17 protein-coding genes are annotated in these 18,035 nt (G+C 39.8%); 8 read left to right on the forward strand and 9 right to left on the reverse strand.

Annotated elements, in window-relative coordinates; genetic code table 11:
- Positions 1 to 27: 27 nt before the first annotated feature.
- Entirely contained in the window at positions 28 to 1,056 is a 1,029-nt protein-coding gene (locus M595_RS00880) for a pentapeptide repeat-containing protein (RefSeq protein ID WP_023063942.1), read from the forward strand.
- Positions 1,057 to 1,158: 102 nt separating this feature from the next.
- Here the strand turns inward: M595_RS00880 and tsaE are convergent, their stop codons facing one another.
- Both tsaE and M595_RS00890 read right to left on the reverse strand, forming a co-directional pair.
- The gene (gene tsaE / locus M595_RS00885; protein WP_040483366.1) at positions 1,159 to 1,614 is read right to left on the reverse strand and encodes a tRNA (adenosine(37)-N6)-threonylcarbamoyltransferase complex ATPase subunit type 1 TsaE; all 456 of its coding nucleotides are present in this window, start codon (positions 1,612 to 1,614) and stop codon (positions 1,159 to 1,161) included.
- A gap of 31 nt (positions 1,615 to 1,645) precedes the next feature.
- Positions 1,646 to 3,019 carry a gluconeogenesis factor YvcK family protein gene (locus M595_RS00890; RefSeq protein ID WP_023063906.1) on the reverse strand — a complete coding sequence of 458 codons (1,374 nt, stop codon included), beginning with the start codon at positions 3,017 to 3,019 and terminating at the stop codon, positions 1,646 to 1,648.
- Between the two features lie 333 nt (positions 3,020 to 3,352).
- Here M595_RS00890 and M595_RS00895 point away from each other — a divergent pair, with 333 nt between their 5' ends.
- From M595_RS00895 to M595_RS00905, 3 genes are all read left to right on the forward strand, one after another.
- A complete protein-coding gene (locus M595_RS00895) occupies positions 3,353 to 4,144 on the forward strand; it encodes an ABC transporter ATP-binding protein (RefSeq protein WP_023063918.1) in 792 nt (263 codons plus the stop codon).
- A 194-nt stretch (positions 4,145 to 4,338) separates the two neighbouring features.
- Positions 4,339 to 5,634 (forward strand): MlaD family protein, encoded by a 1,296-nt coding sequence (locus M595_RS00900; protein ID WP_023064062.1) that lies wholly within the window; start codon positions 4,339 to 4,341, stop codon positions 5,632 to 5,634.
- Between the two features lie 132 nt (positions 5,635 to 5,766).
- Positions 5,767 to 5,982, forward strand: coding sequence for a hypothetical protein (locus tag M595_RS00905; RefSeq protein WP_023064052.1), 216 nt, complete (start codon positions 5,767 to 5,769; stop codon positions 5,980 to 5,982).
- Between the two features lie 203 nt (positions 5,983 to 6,185).
- Here the strand turns inward: M595_RS00905 and M595_RS00910 are convergent, their stop codons facing one another.
- The 6 genes from M595_RS00910 to M595_RS00935 all read right to left on the reverse strand — a co-directional run bounded on the left by M595_RS00910 (position 6,186) and on the right by M595_RS00935 (position 14,998).
- Positions 6,186 to 7,424 (reverse strand): permease, encoded by a 1,239-nt coding sequence (locus tag M595_RS00910; protein ID WP_023063963.1) that lies wholly within the window; start codon positions 7,422 to 7,424, stop codon positions 6,186 to 6,188.
- 288 nt (positions 7,425 to 7,712) lie between these two features.
- Positions 7,713 to 8,711 (reverse strand): pentapeptide repeat-containing protein, encoded by a 999-nt coding sequence (locus M595_RS00915; RefSeq protein ID WP_023064000.1) that lies wholly within the window; start codon positions 8,709 to 8,711, stop codon positions 7,713 to 7,715.
- Between the two features lie 181 nt (positions 8,712 to 8,892).
- Complete coding sequence (locus M595_RS00920; protein ID WP_023063866.1) at positions 8,893 to 10,278, reverse strand: DUF1822 family protein; 1,386 nt, start codon at positions 10,276 to 10,278, stop codon at positions 8,893 to 8,895.
- Between the two features lie 100 nt (positions 10,279 to 10,378).
- Positions 10,379 to 11,785 (reverse strand): ligand-binding sensor domain-containing protein, encoded by a 1,407-nt coding sequence (locus M595_RS00925; RefSeq protein ID WP_023063928.1) that lies wholly within the window; start codon positions 11,783 to 11,785, stop codon positions 10,379 to 10,381.
- Positions 11,786 to 11,962: 177 nt separating this feature from the next.
- Complete coding sequence (locus M595_RS00930) at positions 11,963 to 13,549, reverse strand: S8 family serine peptidase (protein WP_023064040.1); 1,587 nt, start codon at positions 13,547 to 13,549, stop codon at positions 11,963 to 11,965.
- Between the two features lie 84 nt (positions 13,550 to 13,633).
- Positions 13,634 to 14,998: an AAA-like domain-containing protein gene (locus M595_RS00935; RefSeq protein WP_040483367.1), complete on the reverse strand. Its 1,365-nt coding sequence runs from the start codon at positions 14,996 to 14,998 to the stop codon at positions 13,634 to 13,636.
- Positions 14,999 to 15,769: 771 nt separating this feature from the next.
- Here M595_RS00935 and M595_RS00940 point away from each other — a divergent pair.
- Positions 15,770 to 16,207 (forward strand): ArsC/Spx/MgsR family protein, encoded by a 438-nt coding sequence (locus tag M595_RS00940; RefSeq protein WP_023063991.1) that lies wholly within the window; start codon positions 15,770 to 15,772, stop codon positions 16,205 to 16,207.
- A gap of 59 nt (positions 16,208 to 16,266) precedes the next feature.
- On the opposite strand, the gene M595_RS00945 is transcribed toward M595_RS00940, so the two are convergent.
- Positions 16,267 to 16,563 (reverse strand): small RNA NsiR4-regulated ssr1528 family protein, encoded by a 297-nt coding sequence (locus M595_RS00945; RefSeq protein ID WP_023063936.1) that lies wholly within the window; start codon positions 16,561 to 16,563, stop codon positions 16,267 to 16,269.
- Positions 16,564 to 17,019: 456 nt separating this feature from the next.
- Here M595_RS00945 and M595_RS30935 point away from each other — a divergent pair, with 456 nt between their 5' ends.
- The 3 genes from M595_RS30935 to M595_RS00950 all read left to right on the forward strand — a co-directional run bounded on the left by M595_RS30935 (position 17,020) and on the right by M595_RS00950 (position 17,919).
- Positions 17,020 to 17,169, forward strand: coding sequence for a hypothetical protein (locus tag M595_RS30935; RefSeq protein WP_023064053.1), 150 nt, complete (start codon positions 17,020 to 17,022; stop codon positions 17,167 to 17,169).
- Positions 17,166 to 17,315: a hypothetical protein gene (locus M595_RS30940; RefSeq protein ID WP_161809797.1), complete on the forward strand. Its 150-nt coding sequence runs from the start codon at positions 17,166 to 17,168 to the stop codon at positions 17,313 to 17,315. Before M595_RS30935 ends, M595_RS30940 begins: the two co-directional genes overlap by 4 nt.
- Before the next feature lie 322 nt (positions 17,316 to 17,637).
- Positions 17,638 to 17,919 carry a hypothetical protein gene (locus M595_RS00950; RefSeq protein WP_023064036.1) on the forward strand — a complete coding sequence of 94 codons (282 nt, stop codon included), beginning with the start codon at positions 17,638 to 17,640 and terminating at the stop codon, positions 17,917 to 17,919.
- Positions 17,920 to 18,035 lie beyond the last annotated feature (116 nt).

Here is an 18,035-nt window from a genome sequence, read left to right on the forward strand (position 1 = left end):
CATCAGAATACATGATGTAGTACGACGATGAACCGACAAGACGTAATAGATGCTTATCAAGCTGGACAACGAACATTTCGCGATCTCGAAGATATTGATCTCACAGGTGTTGATCTCAGCCATAGCCTTATAGAGTATCTAGAAAATGTATTGTTAGAAGGAGCCGACCTCAGCTACAGCGAGATAAGCAACCTTAAAAATGTTTGTTTACAAGGAGCAAATCTTAGCCATGCGAGATTAGAGTTCGATTTTGAAGGGGTAGACTTTCAAAGAGCTAATCTCAGTCATACCGGAGGGAATTGGGCTGCTAATTTTGATGATTGTGATTTACGTGAAGCAAACTTGAGCGATACAAATTGGTACGAAGTTAGGTTTGAGAATTGCTGTTTTACAGGAGCTAATTTTAGTAACGCTCGTTTTTCTCAGGTTTCGTGGGGGCCAGATAGGAGCGGTCAGCCTCTACTTGATTTGCGCCAAGTTAATTTCACGAATGCCAATCTTTATGATGCGTATTTTGATGAATGTAATCTCAGTCAGTCAACTTTTCGCAACGCTAATCTTTCAGGTGTATCATTTGGTAGTGATTCTTTTTCCTGTGACTTGACTGGAGTGAGTTGGGAGGGCGCTGTTCTCGATAGTGATTCTTTTCGATACTTTCCTAAGACAGTTGATCCTTCGGAGTTAGGAGCAATTATACTAAAACCCGGATTAGATCTTAGTGGTATTGATTTACAAAATCGTCAGCTTATTTATCTTAATTTCAGCAAAGTTAATTTAACGGGTGCTAATTTAAGAGATGCTAATTTAAGAGATGCTAATTTAACGGATGCTAATTTAAGAGATGCTAATCTAACGGGTGCTGATTTAACCGATGCTAATTTAAGGGGTGCTAATCTAACGGGTGCTAATCTAACGGGTGCTAATCTAACGGGTGCTAATCTAACGGGTGCTGATTTAACGGGTGCTAATTTAACGGGTGCTTTAGGTCTTACAGAAAAGCATTTGAAAGAAGCAATTTTTGCAAATACAATCATGCCGAATGGTACACTCCTATAAATGTTTTTATGGAGTTCACAGAAAAATTGAATGAATAAAAACCACGCTCGACAGAGAAAACAACAAGAGCGAATCTTCGTGTCTTTGTGGTGAATTTTCCCCTTACAATTTTAATTGTAAAGATTCGGGATAAATAATCTCCGCCAAACGACTCCCATCATCTTGATGTTTTAAACCAATTTTAATAAAATCATCGGGTTGATAGGGCAAACGTTCCGCCCATTCTATCGCCGTAATTCCAGGTGTAACTTCTATTCCTTCCCAATACAATTCAATATTTAACTGTTCAACTTCCGAGGGTTCTAAACGATATAAATCCAGATGATAGAGGGGAATACGCCCAGAATGATATTCATTAATTAAAGTAAAAGTAGGACTTTCAATATTTTCAGGAATTTCTAATCCGGCGCCCAAACCTTGAACCAGCGTTGTTTTTCCGGCACCCAAATCACCTTCTAATAAAATGATAGAACCGGGAGAAAGTAATGCTCCTAAACGCTGACCTAAATGATAAGTCGCTGGAGAATCAGCCAAAGAAATCGTGAGCTTGCTAGACATTATCAAGCGTAATTTGTTGTCAATCTTAAGCTTAAGTGCGAGAATACCAACGGAGCAATACCTGAGCTAACCGTTCGGAATTATGACGAATATAACCCGTTGTTTCATCGACTTCGATCACATTGGTTAATACAATTCTTCGCCCTAACTGTTTCACCACATCCCGATCTAAAACTACCGGATAAGACCCTTCTTGAGCATATTTAATTAAAGATTGCGCTAACGGCACTTTTCCCTGAACTAAAACCGCATCAAATAAACGACAACCACAAGCATTATCAATCGCTAAAATATGATCCGCTACTGTATAATTATCCGTTTCTCCTGGTTGGGTCATGGCATTACAAACATAAATCCGAGGCACATTGGCGTTGGCGATCGCTGTCGCAATTTCAGGCACCAACAAATTGGGAATCACACTCGTATACAAACTTCCCGGCCCAATAATAATTAAATCTGATTCGACGATCGCTTGAATCACTTTCGGTAAAGCCGGAGGATCGGCAGGAATGCAGCCAATTTTAACAATTTTGCCTTTAGCTTCGGTAATACTCGACTCGCCATAAATCCGCCGACCATCCGCTAATTTTGCCCACAAATGGACATCACTCAACGTTGCGGGTAACACTTGACCGCGAATCGCTAAAACCTTAGAACTCGCCGCAATTGCCCGTTCTAAATCACCTGTAATGTCGCTCATCACCGTTAAAAACAAATTTCCAAAACTGTGACCATTTAAGCCATCACCCGCCTTAAAACGGTATTGAAACAGTTCTGTTAAAAGCTGTTCTTCATCAGCCAAAGCAGCGATACAGTTACGAATATCTCCCGGAGGCAACACCCCAATTTCCCGGCGTAAGCGTCCAGAAGACCCGCCATCATCAGCAACGGTGACAATCGCTGTAATATTAGCGCTGTATTGTTTTAAACCCCGTAACAGCGTCGATAAACCCGTTCCCCCGCCGACGGTGACAATTTTCGGGCCACGATGCAAACGACGATGGGCCAGCAACCGATCCACAAGTTGTTCATCGCCTTCAGGCATCAACACCTGAGTAATCGAATTTAAGGTGCGAGTTTGACCCCAAAAGATTAACAATAGACCGATAATAATCGCCAAAGGCCCGGAGATAAAATTGGGAACAACGGTGGTAATAAACCCTAAAATATCTTTGAGCAGTTGCAGCAGGTAAAAAATGGGTGTCATTCCCGTCCACACTGCTAACCCCAAACTGGTGAGGAACATTCCCGCCGCACTGATGAGTAACCAGCGTTTAACCAAAAGTCCGGGGGCTAACCATTTAAACCACTGTCGTACACGACGGGGAGAACGATTCGACCAACTGAGAAAATGTCGAGATTTTGCTAACTTGCGTAGGTTATGTTTCAATGAACCATTTGACATGGATGAAAACCTCTGAGGTATCAACAAGCTTAGAACAACCGATTTAATCAAGATTACGGAAGGCTGAAGTTATTCAACCGTGTCAGTCCCCTCCCGTGCGTGATGTTAGCACCCCCATGCTGAATCTATCTTCTCATACAACTCCGACTATCCTTGACCCTGACAACAGAACAATTAGAAGGCAAAAGGCAACCTCTCCTCCCAACCTCCCAACCTCCCCACCTCCCCCTGCACCCCATCACTGTTTGGTAGTCCTAGACGCATTGCGTATTGTGATCACTCTGTACAATAGATCATCAAAGTGATTCTGTGGTTTTTTGTGCAGAATATTCTATGCCCCATGATTTTGAAACTTTAATTGAGCTACGAGGGATTAGCAAGTCCTTTGGAAATAATCTCATTCTCGATGGCATTGACTTGAATATTCATCAAGGACAAGCCATGGCGATTATCGGCCCTTCGGGAACGGGTAAATCCACAATCCTGCGAATTCTTGCCGGACTCCTGATCCCCGATGCGGGTGAGGTTTATATTAACGGTCTAAAACGCAAAGGCTGGGTTGATGATATTCGTGATCCGATTGGGATTGGGATGGTGTTTCAAAATGCCGCTTTATTTGACTCCCTGACGGTTCGGGAAAATGTCGGATTTTCACTTTATCAACATAGCAAATTGCCTGCTCGCACCATTCAAAAATTAGTTGATGAAAAGTTGGAAATGGTCGGATTACCCGGAATTGGCGATCGCTTTCCGGCTGAACTTTCCGGGGGAATGCGAAAACGGGTGAGTTTTGCGAGGGCGATTTTACCGAACCCTGAAAATCCCGCTCATAATCCCGAAATTATCCTCTATGACGAACCCACCGCCGGTTTAGATCCGATTGCATCGACAGTGATTGAAGATTTAATTCGTGACCTCCAAAATAATGGAGGAGGATGCAAAACTTATGTGATGGTAACTCATCAAGATAGCACGATTCGACGGACAGCAGATGAAGTGATTTTTCTGTACCAAGGTAAAATTAAATGGTCGGGTGATGTTGAGCAAACCTACAGTACAGACAATGCAATCGTCCGACAGTTTTTTAGTGGGAGCGTAGACGGACCGATTAAAATTTTAAATTAAGGATTTATTCACTATTTATGTAACAATTTGCACGGCTTGTCATGTCAAAACATCCTAAAACAATGATGGAAAACGACGAGAATTGTTTTTTGACTCCAAGTTTTTCCCAAAATCGCTAAAATTCAAGAACGGATAGAGATCAAATTCTAGTCTGAAGACAGTTTGAAAGCCATTATATTAAAAAGGAAAGTCTCATGCGATCGCGAGCAGTTCGAGAAGGTTCAGTTGGATTATTAACTTTATTGGGCTTAAGTTTGTTTGGAGCAGTTGCTTTTTGGGTGCAAGGTTTACGTCTTGATAACACAGGCTATCAACTGCGGGTCGAGTTTCCTGATGCGTCAGGAATGCAGCCCGGAACTCCGGTGCGCTATCGGGGCGTAAAAGTCGGTCGAGTCACTAATATTAAGCCCACTTCTAATTTAGTTGAAGTTCAATTAGAGATTGATTCCTCAGATTTAGTCATTCCTCGGGATGTGATGATTCGCTCTATCCAAAGTGGATTATTGAGTGACAATTTTGTTGATATTATTCCGAAATCTCCTCTATTGGAAGAAATGAAAGAGGTTAATCCCCTCAGTTCAGACTGTCCAGAAACTGTAATTTGTGATGAGATCATCCTCTCTGGAGAAAGTGGGGTTAGTTTAGAACGATTAATGGCCTCGATGGTCGAATTTAGTGAACTTTATACCAATCCTGAACTGTTTCAAAATCTCAATCAAGCCGCAGCCCGTACCGCATTAGCCGCCGATGAAGTCTCCAAAGTTAGTACAAAAATGACGGAGTTAGTTGAAATTGCTCGCACGGAATTGGGAAGTGTTAGTAATTCAGTGGATCAGGGAATTGGCTCGTTTTCAACTGAATTAAGTTCGATTTCGGCGACCTTACAAAACTCAACCAATGAAGTCACTCGCGCCGCGATTGAATCTGCAAATTCTGTACAACGTGCGGCCAATGAAGTGAGTACCATTAGTAATGAGGTTCAGATTTTAATTGCGAGTAACCGTTCGAGTTTATCGACAACGCTCAATAATATCGAATCGATTACAGGAGAACTCAGTTCTACGGTTGCCAGTCTAAACCCTATCCTCAATCAAATTCAACAAGGACAGTTATTAAATAACTTGGAAGTCTTATCGGCGAATGCAGCAGAAGCTTCTGGAAATTTATTAGATTTATCTAAAGCGGTTAATGATCCCGAAACGTTGATTTTACTCCAACAAACCCTAGACTCCGCTCGCACAACCCTCCAAAATGTTGAAAAATTAACTTCTGATGTTGATGATCTTATTGGTGATCCCAAAGTTCGTGAAAATTTACGGGAAATTATCAATGGGTTAGGGAATATTCTCGCCTATACCGATCAGTTAGAACAACAAACTAAAGTTGCAAAAACTCTGGCACCTCTCTCGGAAATTCTCGAATACTCAGAAGCGATCGCCCTAGAACAAAACTTATCAAAGATCGATGAAAAGCCACTTTCCTCTCAATAAAACTTTACTGATCCAACTTAGTGATCAAGATCACCCAGCCTTTGGGGTTGAGTTCACAAGAATTCCTTGAAGGGTATCACCCCTATAATTACAAAGGAATGAGACAATTATAGGGTCGAGTCTATATTTCTCATGTATCAACTCAATCTCCTCCCTGGCGCAATTAATGAAATCATCGCTTCTGTCACCGATCACCACTGTCTAACCCAAGCTGATCGTTATGGACTGATGGCGGCTTTACTCGATGAGTCTCTCAACGAAGAAGAAAGACGTTCCATTGATAGACTATTACGTTCTGTGGCTCGAGGACGGGTAAAAGTGATCGAAGATGGTTCTAAAATGGATTAAATTATACTCAATTTTCTGTTTGTTACACTCAACTTTCTCCCAGCAACTCGGTATTAGAGTTGCTCAATCTGATGTGAAAACCCGGCAGGGTGCAACTTTATACTCGATATTTTTTTCAATTTAAGCTAGCGTTTAGCCCAAAAAAGATACTAATCTTAGTTTAAATATTATACAATATTTAATCCAAATTTTCAACTCCAAAATCAAACAATTAACGAAACGATTAACCCCCCCACAAGCCAAATAATACTTGCAATTGCTAGATAAAATAAAAGATTTTCAATAATTCCTTTTTTGCTACCGTGACTATGACCGTGATGTTTACCCTCATCTTCTTGATCTTTACCATAATTTAACCAAGCCAGAACCCCTGTAAGCCCCAGAAAAACCAGATTCAGCCAAAAGGTATAATCAATCGCAAAACGTTCACTTTGGGCTGCACTCTGACCTCCTGTTTCCGGGAGTAAATTCAACAAAGAAAAGCCATAATGTAACATCAGAGATGTTCCCACCAAAGCCGCCAAAAAGACAGCGATAATATATGATGCGAGTTTCCAACCATAATATTTAGCATTAATCCGAATCACTGGAAACACCACCAAATCACTAAAAATAAACGCCATCACCCCGGCAAAACTCACCCCATTACTGTAAAGAATCGAAGCAAGGGGAATATTTCCCATCGAACCGATAAACGTGAAAAAAGCCGCCACAGGGCCGACAATCGTATGTTCTAAAATGGCGAAAAAACCCGGAGAGGTATTTTGACCCGAACCGATGAATAAAGTCTGAAAAAAGGAACGAGGAACAAATGCCGAAATAATTCCCGCAACTGTAAACCCAAAGGTGACATCTTTCCAAACCATTCCCCATTCCATAAAATATTTATGGGCAACCTGTATCCAGGCTTTTTGAGTTTGGATTTTTTCTTTCCAGTCAGGAACTTCTTGATTTTCGTCTTCATGTCCCTCTTGTTCGTTGAGTCTTCTTCTAGCTTTTTTAATTAACTTTTTTGGACGAGTTAAACGAACAATTTGCCACATCAATAAAATCAAAATAATTCCGCCCAAATATTCCCCGACTACAAACTGCCAACCCAAGAAAATCGCAATAATAAAACCCAGTTCAATCACTAAGTTTGTAGAAGCCAGCAAAAAAGCCAGAGAAGGCACAAAACCCGCTCCTTTTTTAAATAAAGATTTAGTGGTAGCAAGTGCCGCAAAACTACAAGAACTAGAAATAAACCCAAAAAATGTACCGAGAGCAATACTCTTTTTTCCCGCTTCTCCCATCGTCTGTTTCATGCGTTCACGGGTAACAAACACCTGGATAGCACTACTAATAATATAACCTAAAACAAATGCCCATAATGCCTTCCAGAAAAAGCTGAGAGAAGTTATAACTGCATCGCTGTAGCTACTTAAAAATCCACTATTATCCATCAATTAAACTTGAACTATAGTTATTAAAGCTAGTTTAAATGAATGCTTAATTGAATACATCTTGCTATCGAGATAAGCCTAAAGATAGATTGATATACGTTTAATTTGGGTAATAGAAAGAGAATCTGTGGCTAAACTTTAAGCCATTTCTATTGAATCAGAGGGGGTGAACTTTAGGGGCGCAAAGCTTACGCCCTTTTGTTCTGAGATGAGCAGAGTTGAAAATATGATTAAAGAAAATCTAGCCAAAAAGATTAAAACTAAGAGGATTAGATTTTCGTTCATCTTCTATTCTTTATCCGTTAATTTATGATATTGTGTTCCGTCGGGTAAGGTAACATTTTCCATGATATTATGAGACAATTCAGCACGACTCCAACTAGCACCTTTAAAGTTCGCTCCACTCATATCAAGATAAATTAAACGAGCAAATTCTAACTTAGCATTGATTAAGGTTGCGTCTACTAAACAGCCTCTTTCTAGATTACTCATTCTCAAATTCGCACCTCGAAGATTTGCCTGGGTAAAATCAGCAAAACTTAGATTCACTTCACTTAAGTCAGTATTCATTAAATTAGCTTTGCGGAAAATAGTGTGCTGAAGTTGAGCTTGTTTAAAGTTGGCGTTTTCACAATTTGTACTCTCTAGAATCGCAGAGTTAAGTTGGGCTTTTCTGAGATTGGCGTTACTTAAATTTGCAGCTGTTAAATCACTCACAATTGTCACTTTTGAAGTATTGTCTTCATATAAATATGGATTCAAATTCACTTCTTTGAGATTTGCTCCCGTGAGATTAGCCGCTTGTAGAGAGATTCCTTGTAAATTAGCTTGAGCAAAGTTAGCATTTTTCAGATTAGCGTGATTGAGTAGAGTTTGTTGAGAATAAAAACACCCCAAATCGGCTGATTTTAGATCCGCATTTTCTAAGTTCGCCCGAGTTAAGTTACTACCTTTGAGTATCGCAAAACTTAAATCAGCACCCCGCAAATCACTTCCACTCAAGTTAGCATTTTGGAGGTTTGCTTTTTTTAAATTCGCATTTCTTAAATTCGCGTTAACAAGATTTGCTTCTTGGAGGTTGGCTTCTTCTAAATCAGCCCCTGCTAAATTGACTCCAGTCAGTTCCGCTTGCTGTAAGTTTGCTTTGACAAGATGACTATTTTTACCATTTCTTGTGTTTAAAAGTCGAGAAATAGGATCTAGAAGTTTGAGCGTTTGATCTTCTGAGTTCTGTTGTTTTGGGTTGAATGAAGGCGGAGGATTAGTTTCAGAAAAACAAATATTCATGATGCACACCTGTAGTATAATCTAAAAAACCCTAGTCTTAAGATCTAAAATATTTCATCTCTCATGTAACAACATCTAGAGGTAAAATTCAATAAGATCAGATGGTGAGTGTTCTACTCGTATATACCTCTGAAGGTTAACCTCCTATGCAAATTAAATCTTGTCTGTTGATATAGTTATTTTACGATTCGGGGTTAAATCCAAAAGGAGGTAAAGTTTCTTGAATTTCAGAACCAAGACTCGCGGTAACGATAAATTTTTCGTCTAAGCTTCCGATAACCGCAGTAAAAATATAAGAATAATCATCATCGGGATTTAATCCTTTTTCAACTAAAATTCCAGTCGCATCACTTACTCTTAACCGAACTTGATGGGGTAAACTCATCTGAGAAGGTGTTCCTAAAATCAGTAAAAGTTTCCATTCTCGAACGGTATCTGACTCTAATTCCCAAGTTAAAGCATACAAGCGTAAAGTGGTTTCTGCTAGTTGTAAATCGCGAGAACCTGCTTTGGCTTGAGTCGGAATTTCTTCTCCTTTTCTGTTGAGTTCTCCTACAATGGCTTCAAATTCTTCGGAAGCCCATCTCAAACTTCTCATCCCTGTAGCTGTCGAGAATTCTGGAATCAGAACCCAGGAGAATTCTGTTGCTAAATTATCAAGTTCATCGTGTAACCAACGCCCTAAATTCATGGCGGGTTTGCCTAAGAGTGTGAGCAGATCAGAAAGATAATTATTTTGAGTTTGAATAAATTCTGACTGGCTCATTTCAGGTTCTAAATCAGTTGTATTTTGCACCTGATAAACCCATCGCAACAAATCAGGATTTGTGAATATTGCTATTCCTTGTTCCCAGTTTAATAGATTCCACAATTGGGGAGTTGACTGTGAGTTTTGAGTCGAAAGTTGAGGTAAAATAGTCTTGAGTTGTGCTTGTTGAGTAGAGAGTAAAGTTTTACGAGAGGGAGTTTCGGGCAAAGAAATTGCTGTGGTTTCTAAACAACGAAAATATAGAATTAACTGATCTATTTCGGGTTCAAACCAGTGGAGGGGAACTTGATAAGTCCAATCTAAATCCGGTTCTAAATTTGCCTTATTTTTGGCGGCGATCAGGTCTGGATAGGAAATAAAACGAGAGACAACAACGGTTTCAAGTTCTTCTTGAACTTCCACTAAAACATATAATTGAGCCGCATATTCGGGTAAGTCTAATACCGCTTGAGGAATACTAACGATTTCATCAGATAAACTTCCAACGGTAACGAGACAAACTTTAAATTGATTAACATATAAATTACAAACCGCTTCAATAGTATTCGCTACTTCTGGATGAAAAATAGAGCAATTTTCCCGATTTACAGTGAAATCATCGCCCCGTTCTTCTAACCAGCTTTCAAAACCAAATAAAGCTAAAGCATTCAAATAAGTAAACCATTTTCGAGATTCATCCTGAAGGGGATGACTGAGTTCTATTGCTTGATTAATATGTTCATCTGATAAAGCAATCGATGAAGTTGAGAAAGATTCAAAGCCCAGTGAAATTTCAGTTAGTAAAGATGAGTTATTCATTATGGTTTCTCCTAGTTATTCTTGTTAAGGATGAGTCAGGTTTGATGCAAGATTCTATTGTAGTACATTTAGATAGCATAGAGATTAAAGATAAATTTTTTTAGCAGTTAAACTGACAATCTATCTGCTCACAAAGTCGTTGAGAAAATAAACTTTTAGTTGAACTTTCTTGAGAGTTGTGAGATTCTGATTCCGCTTCTTTCATCAACTTATCAATTTCTTCATTAAGAGCTTCATCGAGTTGGTGATCGAGAGTTTGCAGGCGTTGAACATCGGTATAACTTTTAGCAAAATCAAGAATACGGTCACGCAATTGAATCAATAGTTTTTGTCGGACATCCGCTCTAAATTCTTTTAAGTTTAACAAACGAGTCACTTGATATTGGGCTTTCAGTCCGAGTTTTTTAGCAATTTCTCCCATTGATTCTTCCCGACAATGAAATAGACTTAATGCTTTTAAAAACTGTTCTGACTTTTCGGGGTTGCGACGTTTTAATTTACTCAACCGTTGCTCTACAACCTCTAATAAACTCAGATCTAAACAAGACATAAACTGCTGACGGTACTGCTCTAAAAACTCTGCTTGAGTATTATCGTTGTCTTCTGTTGGTTCAGTCGCCGTCAATTGTTCTAACCCTTCGGAGTTTGAACTATCTAGAGATTGAGTGGGAAACTGTCCGCCTCGACTATAAATCCGATAATCTCTTAATTGAGTCGCAATTTCTTGGAGGTTTTGAGCAATCATTTTAGTCGGAATTGAGAGATAATATTGAGCGTTTAAAACATTAGCCATTTGTTCATATTGTTCAGGAGTTGGAGGTTGACATCGCCTTTTAAATCCACTGCTCCGTTGTTGGAGTCGTTGACGACGATAGACATTGTGATAACTGGATAAAATCTGGCTACTGCGTTGAACTTCTAGGGGAGTTAGTTGATAAACTTCGCTCAAAATTCGCTCTAGTTGTTTAGGTCGAGTATCGTTCAATATTGCCCAATTACTCACCATATAAATTCCCCGTTCGAGCAGAAATGTGTTCAGTTCGGGATGGTATTTAACTCGGCGATTCGTCCAGGTTGCTAAACTACTTTTTTGGGGATCAAAACTCTCTAGAATTTGTCGAGCTAAAGACTGATAAGAGCTATTTTTGGGGTTTATTTCTCCCGATTCATCCAGAACTAAAGGAAATAAATCTTGACGACTAAACCCATGTTCTGTCCCAAATTTAGCTTCTAGATATAAGCAGGTTTGTTCAATTTCCCAAGAAATAAAACACAAAAGACACAGTTGAGCATCAGTTGAACTTAAATGAGAATCAGGAAGCGTTTTCGGTTCTCGATACCATTGAGTCAATTTTTGCTGAATGGCTACATCTGAGACTTCTGTACGAGTCGCCCCCTCGGTTAGTGCTGACTGAAAAAATGCCTGAGCTGACGGAATTTCAGAGATTTTCCGCTGTCCTGAACTTGTGAGTTTAACCAATTTCCAGTATTTTGACGCAGTACCCATTGAGATTTAAGTTTGAGTTGGCGATAGTGAATGAGAACAGACTGAAAGATTTAATTCATTATTTCACCGTAAGAGAGATTGGGTTGAACTCGGAGTGGTTTTCCCCTTCACAAATACTTATTTCTGGAAGTTTTGAGCCTATGCACTCTGCGTCTGAGTTTAACAAGTCGCTCAGATTCACGCAATCAAAACAGAGTCATTGGCGGTTTCTGTCAAAATTTGCTCAACTTCCGCAACCGTTAAATTGGGGTTTGCACTCAACATCAACGCCGCAACACCCGCTACATGAGGCGCCGCCATCGAAGTTCCATCGAAATACTCATAATTGTTGTTCGGTGTCGTAGAATAAATACCAACACCGGGAGCAACCACATAATCTAAGGGCGTAAACCCAGCATCATTGGAGAAATCTGCTACAGAATTGTAAAAGTTTGAAGCGCCTACTGCAATTCCCCAGTCTGTGGCGTATTGAGCCGGGTATAAAGGAGAAGGCCAATCTTGGTTTCCAGACGATGATACCACGACCACTCCATTCTCGGCGGCAAATTGAACAGCTTCTTGGAGCGGAGTCAGGTCATTGTAGAAGCTATCCTCAAAACCCAAACTCATATTAATCACATCCGCACCGTTATTAACCGCGTAGTAAATCCCGGAAGCCACGCTTTCAACTCCACCCAAATAGTCAGTCATGACTTGTACAGGCATAATTTGAGCATTGGGAGCAACTCCAGTTACCCCAAATTCATTCGCTTCTGCGGCGACAATTCCGGCGACATGAGTTCCGTGATTAAAAAAGTCCATCGGATCAGCATCATTATAAATAAAATCCCAACCGATGACATCATCGGCATAACCATTCCCATCATCATCAATCCCATTATTGGGAATTTCATCAATATTTTGCCAGATTCTACCATCAAGATCGGGGTGAGTGTAGTCAACTCCTGTATCGAGTACCGCCACAACCACGCCTTCGCCTGTATAACCCTGACTCCAAACTTGCGCGACGTTAATTGTATTGAGTCCCCAATTGGGATAATAAGTATCAGGAACATCTGCAAAAGAAACCGGAGAACCAATTGCACGACTAACCGCATCAGAAGCATTAATTAAACCGTACCCCTGAGTCGAATCAAAATCAGAAACAGACTCAACAACAGTTGTAGGGGTTGCAGAGACAGTCAGAGTGTAAGGCGTAGAACCGCTATATTGTTCAACGTTAATAAAATAAGTTCCCGCAGGTAAACGAGCTGAAATATTGTCGGAAAAGGTTCCTGCGCGATAGGAGGAATCAATCACTTCACTGTAGTCAGCAAAACCATCACTATTGTAATCGGCGATTAATTCTAAATCTGCATCTGCTGTTAAACCATCGAGAGAGAGATTGAGATTGCTAGCACTATTAAGCTGAATGCGATAATAGTCGTTTAAATCATCGATTCCGACAGAATCACTTACCGTTTGAGTCCCTTCTATTGTGCCTAAATCTTGAGCTGTCGTGAGAGTATCATCCACCACTGGAAGCAAAAAGGTATTGGTGAGGCTGTCTCCGGTCAAGGGATCAGTGGCGATCAGATTTGAGTTGTTGTCTAGGCTAAAGTCAGAAGTCTCAGTAATAATTGTTGGTTCTAGAAGAAATGAGTCTAGAATTGAGGGAACCAAAGGCTCAGAATATCCACTCCATTGGGTACTATCGAGGATTTCAGCACCAGTTGTTGGATCTAGGAGATGCACTTGAGCAAAATCGACTTGAGTTTCAAACATAGAGGTAGGGGTTTCAAACCCCCGATGAACACCTACCCCAACCTATCTCTGAGTCCAGCGAACTTATGCAATCTTGAGATCTCCTCAGTGAAAACTTCTAGAGTGCATTGCCAGTGCAGGTTCCCATCTCGACTGAAAATATTGGCGATAGAGTTCACAGCTTACTCTTGCTTGATCACCCTCTAGATGAATTAGCCCGATACTCTTGAGTTTAAAGGCTTCGATTTGATCAAGGGAGATAGGCGTTTGAGACATCAGAATTTTTTGAAAGGAAATTGTCAACTCGGGATGTTGTTGGAGATACCAAGCTTGATTGTGGAGGTGGAGGCTATAAATTCCGCTATCACTGGTTGCAGTTTTAAGGAGTTGTTTTAGATCAATTTGTTGAGAGACACTTTGATAGAGAGCTAATCTCACCAGATAAGGAAATCCCCCGACTAAGTTCATTAATTGTGATAACTCCTCAGTATAAAGATACAGTCCATGACGTTGTGCTAAATCAAAAACTTGTTCCGAGGTAAAAGGGGGTAACTCGACCGAGTAACCAATATTTAAGGGTAATTTGTTAAGGTCAAGTGGAATATACACTTCTATTGAGTTGACCAAAAGTAAGCGAAGTTTTTCCCACTCCCTAATATCTCTAGTTTCTTCATGCCAAGATCGCAACAGTACCAGGATATCTCGCACCAAAAATGGATATTCAAAAAGCTGATTGACTTCATCAAGAGCTAATAGAATCGGACGGTCAACTTGTTCGAGTAAATATCCCTGAAAATAGAGAGTACAACTGACTAAAGCCCCCAGATCTTTATCCCAATATTCATCAAGTTGGGGATCTAATCCGAGTTGTCGGGCGGTATTGGCACACAACCAGCGGAGAAATTTTTCGGTTGAGGAGAAAACTTTGCTTTCGGCACGGTTGAGGCTAATTTTTATCGTTTTAAATCCCTGGTTTTTTGCAAAAGTCAGGATTCTCACCATCAGCGAGCTTTTACCCATTTTTCGCGGTGCTTTGATGCGAATGAGAGAGCGAGGTTTTTGAATTTCTTGATAACAAATAGACTCTATTGGCGATCGCTCAATATAAAATTCAGAGGCGAGTGGTACTTGTCCTTCTGGGAATTCTAGACTGACTCTATCTGAGATTTTATTGAAGTTTTTATCCTTAAAAGCAACTGAATGAATTAATTTTTTTTCGAGTAGAAAACGACAGTTGATTTTGGTGACTTTTTCACCCAGGAGATCTGACAACAGATTCCATAACTTCGGAGCGGCTCCATTTTTGAGGTAGCTTGGAGAGTAGCCATTTTCAAGGGCGATTTGATCATAGGTCTTCCGGGTCTCCTGCAACGATTCGGTCAGGATCATTTTATGGATATAGCTCAAAGGGTTTCCTGTCCGACCACTCACTAAAGTATCGGTCAGCTCTACAAGTTTTTTAACACCCATTCCCAATTACTAGCTCTATAATGTGCCTCTCAATCCAGTATAGCCGCATCTCATATTAATTTTAGTTTTTGGGTCTTAGGTCTGAGAATAGTTTTCACTCTTTAGGTAATCATTGCTGTAACATTTCTCTAGAAAACTCTATTAGGAAGGTTATTCAGTCATCTCACTAGAAATAAAGCACTTATAAAGTAGTCGGACAAAATTAAAGTTAACTGTGAAGTCAGGCAATCTTGCTACAGACAAGCAACAGTAAAGGATTTCAGCACTTTTTAATCTTTCTTGATACAAAGCTGTTTATTTATGTCTGGGTACTTAGAAGATTAACGAAGACCTCAAACACAGCAGAAAGCTGAATGTATGAGTTGAGCGGTTCCATTAATCTAATCAGTAAGTGATGTCGGGTTAGCAAGAGGCGGAGGATATATAGAAATAGAACTGGCAGCGTGAATATTTCAACATCAGCCAGTTCACCTCAACAAAACCAGTCACAATACCAATATGGCAAGCTCAAGACTCCCTCGCCAATACATAAAGTTAGTCTTTTGGTTGATGCAATCATAGCGAGTTTTGAAATATACTCATAAGCCTGCTTGAATAAGCTGTTTTTATTCCTCTGGGAGTCAGATTTATCCACAAAATATCAATTTTGTCAATATCTAAAGTTAGTTAATTTAAGCGTCAAAGTTAATATAAAGCTAAATCTGTATCGAATTTGATAGTGCGAGGAAAGAACAAATTGTAAATTATAGATAAATGCCAGGAGTATGAATTATGGCTAATGTTATTTTCTATGAAAAACCCGGATGTAAAAATAACACGAAGCAAAAAGCCTTACTACAATCAGCCGGCCACAATTTAGACGCTCGTAACCTCTTAACTGAATCTTGGACACCCCAAAAACTACGTCCTTTCTTCGGTGATTTACCTGTAACAGACTGGTTTAATAGCAGCGCACCTCGGATTAAATCTGGCGAAGTTGATCCCAGTCAACTCAATGAAGAAGCCGCCTTAAATTTAATGATCGCTGATCCTTTGTTAATTCGTCGTCCTTTAATTTTAGTGGAAGAAATTTATCGAGTCGGCTTTGATCCCGATGTGATCGAAAGTTGGATTGGTTTAAATTCCACAACTCCGATTTCAGAAGACTTAGAAACTTGTCCTCGTTCCCACGCGGAAACTCCCTGTAAAACAGCCACTCATTCAGCTTGAATAGGCTACAATTTCTAGGGGCGCGTTCAGTTTGCGCCCTAAATTTCGAGAATTTTAGATTAAGACTTCGCTGCATAATAAAATGCTATTTCTTTGGGTTTCAGCCCTTCAAACCCCGCTTCAGTTAGCATTTGATTGAGTTCTTCTTGAGAGATGTGTTTCGCACCGATCCGCACAATCCGCGATCGCATTGTATTCGATACTCCACTACGCTGACGTCCAGCTTCTAACCCCATGACTTGATTGTAGAGATTCAATTTGTCTTGAGGAATAGGAGTTCCATCTAAATCAATTCCCTGGGCGATCGCTCGATCTACTGCATCTGCACCTTGGGTACTTTGAGCGTCTGATTTCATGTTTGAATCCGAATTTTACCAAAATTATTCTATCAGATTTGTTGCTCTAGAGTCATAACCCAAATTATTAAAAGCCCACCCCAAGGAGCGAGCTAAGTGTAATATTATGCTCGGTATTGCTAGGTTAGTTATATGGTAGCAGTTGAGTCGGTTGATTGTCCGTATAGATCTATACTTCTCTAAATTTTTTTTAACACCAATTCAAAATTCTGAAAACAATCTCAGTCACAGATTACTCCGCCCTTCGGGTTCACCAGTTGCTCCACGCAGGCGTAACCGCGCTTACCGCACTGGTTCACCGTAAAACGACGGAGACGGCACGGACCGTTGGTAAAATTCAGTCAAAATTAATCTTTACCTCAATCTCAGTTCACTTCAGGTTTAATCTGTTCTCATAATCTTCTCTTAAAGTAAGAATTGAACAGTACAAGAGAGATATTTATCCTCAAGAAAACCATGAAAAAGCGATTTAGTTTAGTCGCACTGGCTGCAATCGGTATCAGTCTGTTTCCGAGCCAACCTGCAAATGCTCAATATCCCCAAACTGGGGTAGAAAATGATGTTTTTGTCGATTTAACTATAAGTTCGCTAATGAAGATTGGATGATGGGTGATGCTAGTGGAACAACCCGTTTGGATGCTAAAAAGACACGAAACAAAATCATTGAGGGTATCCAAAGTCAAGCCGAGTCAACGGGATCAGAGTTAGAAATTGTTCATTTAGGGTGTCGTGATCCTTGGGGTCAAAATTAATTGATTAAAAATGGTTTTTGATTGATTTTATACAGTTTTTTCTTTGAATTAGAGTGTTTAAAGATGAGTTTACTCAATTGGGTAAGCTTATTTTGTATTTTTGGTATTCAATTACACTTAAAATAATTGAACTCTAAGTTTTTACTATAAATTTATATCAAATTTAATTTATATAAAAAATAAAGATCGTTGACTAAAATTTAACTTTTCAAGAAATCAATATAAAACTATTTTAAAAAAATATTAGATTATGCTAAGGTTAACTTAAGATTAATAATAGTTTATTGGTTAAAGATCAGCTAATCCTTTGAGAGAGAACACCATGAACAAGTTAATCAGTTGTATTGCACTGGTTTTTGTAGGATTAAACCTGAGTTTACCCGCCCTAGCCATTCGAGTCACAGAACAAGATATTGTCTGTTATTTCAAGTACAAAATCGGCGATCAAGCTTGGGTACTCGATAGTACAGGTGCAACCACTCGTGCTGGCGCTAGACGCTTTAGAGAACAAGTTCTTCAACGACAGCAAGGTTTAGCGGAAGATGCCGCAGAAGAACTACAAGTCGCTTATACAGGCTGTCGAGATCCCTATGGTCACAACTAATCAAACCCCTAAGTAGGGGATAAAATGTCATTCTTGGGGAAGTGAAGACTCTCTCATCGATCCTTCATTTCACTCAGGGTGACAATTATTGAGATCCCTCTATTTGCAAAAAAATT

The sequence above is a fragment of the Lyngbya aestuarii BL J genome (genome assembly GCF_000478195.2).
Lineage (GTDB): Bacteria > Cyanobacteriota > Cyanobacteriia > Cyanobacteriales > Microcoleaceae > Capilliphycus > Capilliphycus aestuarii.

Coding starts and splice junctions, on each gene's coding strand:
- M595_RS00890 (WP_023063906.1), bottom strand. CDS start 3,019: ATGTCAAATGGTTCATTGAAACATAACCTACGCAAGTTAGCAAAATCT.
- M595_RS00945 (WP_023063936.1), bottom strand. CDS start 16,563: ATGAAATCAGACGCTCAAAGTACCCAAGGTGCAGATGCAGTAGATCGA.
- M595_RS30935 (WP_023064053.1), top strand. CDS start 17,020: ATGAAAAAGCGATTTAGTTTAGTCGCACTGGCTGCAATCGGTATCAGT.
- M595_RS30940 (WP_161809797.1), top strand. CDS start 17,166: ATGATGGGTGATGCTAGTGGAACAACCCGTTTGGATGCTAAAAAGACA.
- M595_RS00930 (WP_023064040.1), bottom strand. CDS start 13,549: ATGTTTGAAACTCAAGTCGATTTTGCTCAAGTGCATCTCCTAGATCCA.
- M595_RS00900 (WP_023064062.1), top strand. CDS start 4,339: ATGCGATCGCGAGCAGTTCGAGAAGGTTCAGTTGGATTATTAACTTTA.
- M595_RS00905 (WP_023064052.1), top strand. CDS start 5,767: ATGTATCAACTCAATCTCCTCCCTGGCGCAATTAATGAAATCATCGCT.
- M595_RS00920 (WP_023063866.1), bottom strand. CDS start 10,278: ATGAATAACTCATCTTTACTAACTGAAATTTCACTGGGCTTTGAATCT.
- M595_RS00925 (WP_023063928.1), bottom strand. CDS start 11,785: ATGGGTACTGCGTCAAAATACTGGAAATTGGTTAAACTCACAAGTTCA.
- M595_RS00910 (WP_023063963.1), bottom strand. CDS start 7,424: ATGGATAATAGTGGATTTTTAAGTAGCTACAGCGATGCAGTTATAACT.
- M595_RS00880 (WP_023063942.1), top strand. CDS start 28: ATGAACCGACAAGACGTAATAGATGCTTATCAAGCTGGACAACGAACA.
- M595_RS00940 (WP_023063991.1), top strand. CDS start 15,770: ATGGCTAATGTTATTTTCTATGAAAAACCCGGATGTAAAAATAACACG.
- M595_RS00950 (WP_023064036.1), top strand. CDS start 17,638: ATGAACAAGTTAATCAGTTGTATTGCACTGGTTTTTGTAGGATTAAAC.
- M595_RS00895 (WP_023063918.1), top strand. CDS start 3,353: ATGCCCCATGATTTTGAAACTTTAATTGAGCTACGAGGGATTAGCAAG.
- tsaE (WP_040483366.1), bottom strand. CDS start 1,614: ATGTCTAGCAAGCTCACGATTTCTTTGGCTGATTCTCCAGCGACTTAT.
- M595_RS00915 (WP_023064000.1), bottom strand. CDS start 8,711: ATGAATATTTGTTTTTCTGAAACTAATCCTCCGCCTTCATTCAACCCA.
- M595_RS00935 (WP_040483367.1), bottom strand. CDS start 14,998: ATGGGTGTTAAAAAACTTGTAGAGCTGACCGATACTTTAGTGAGTGGT.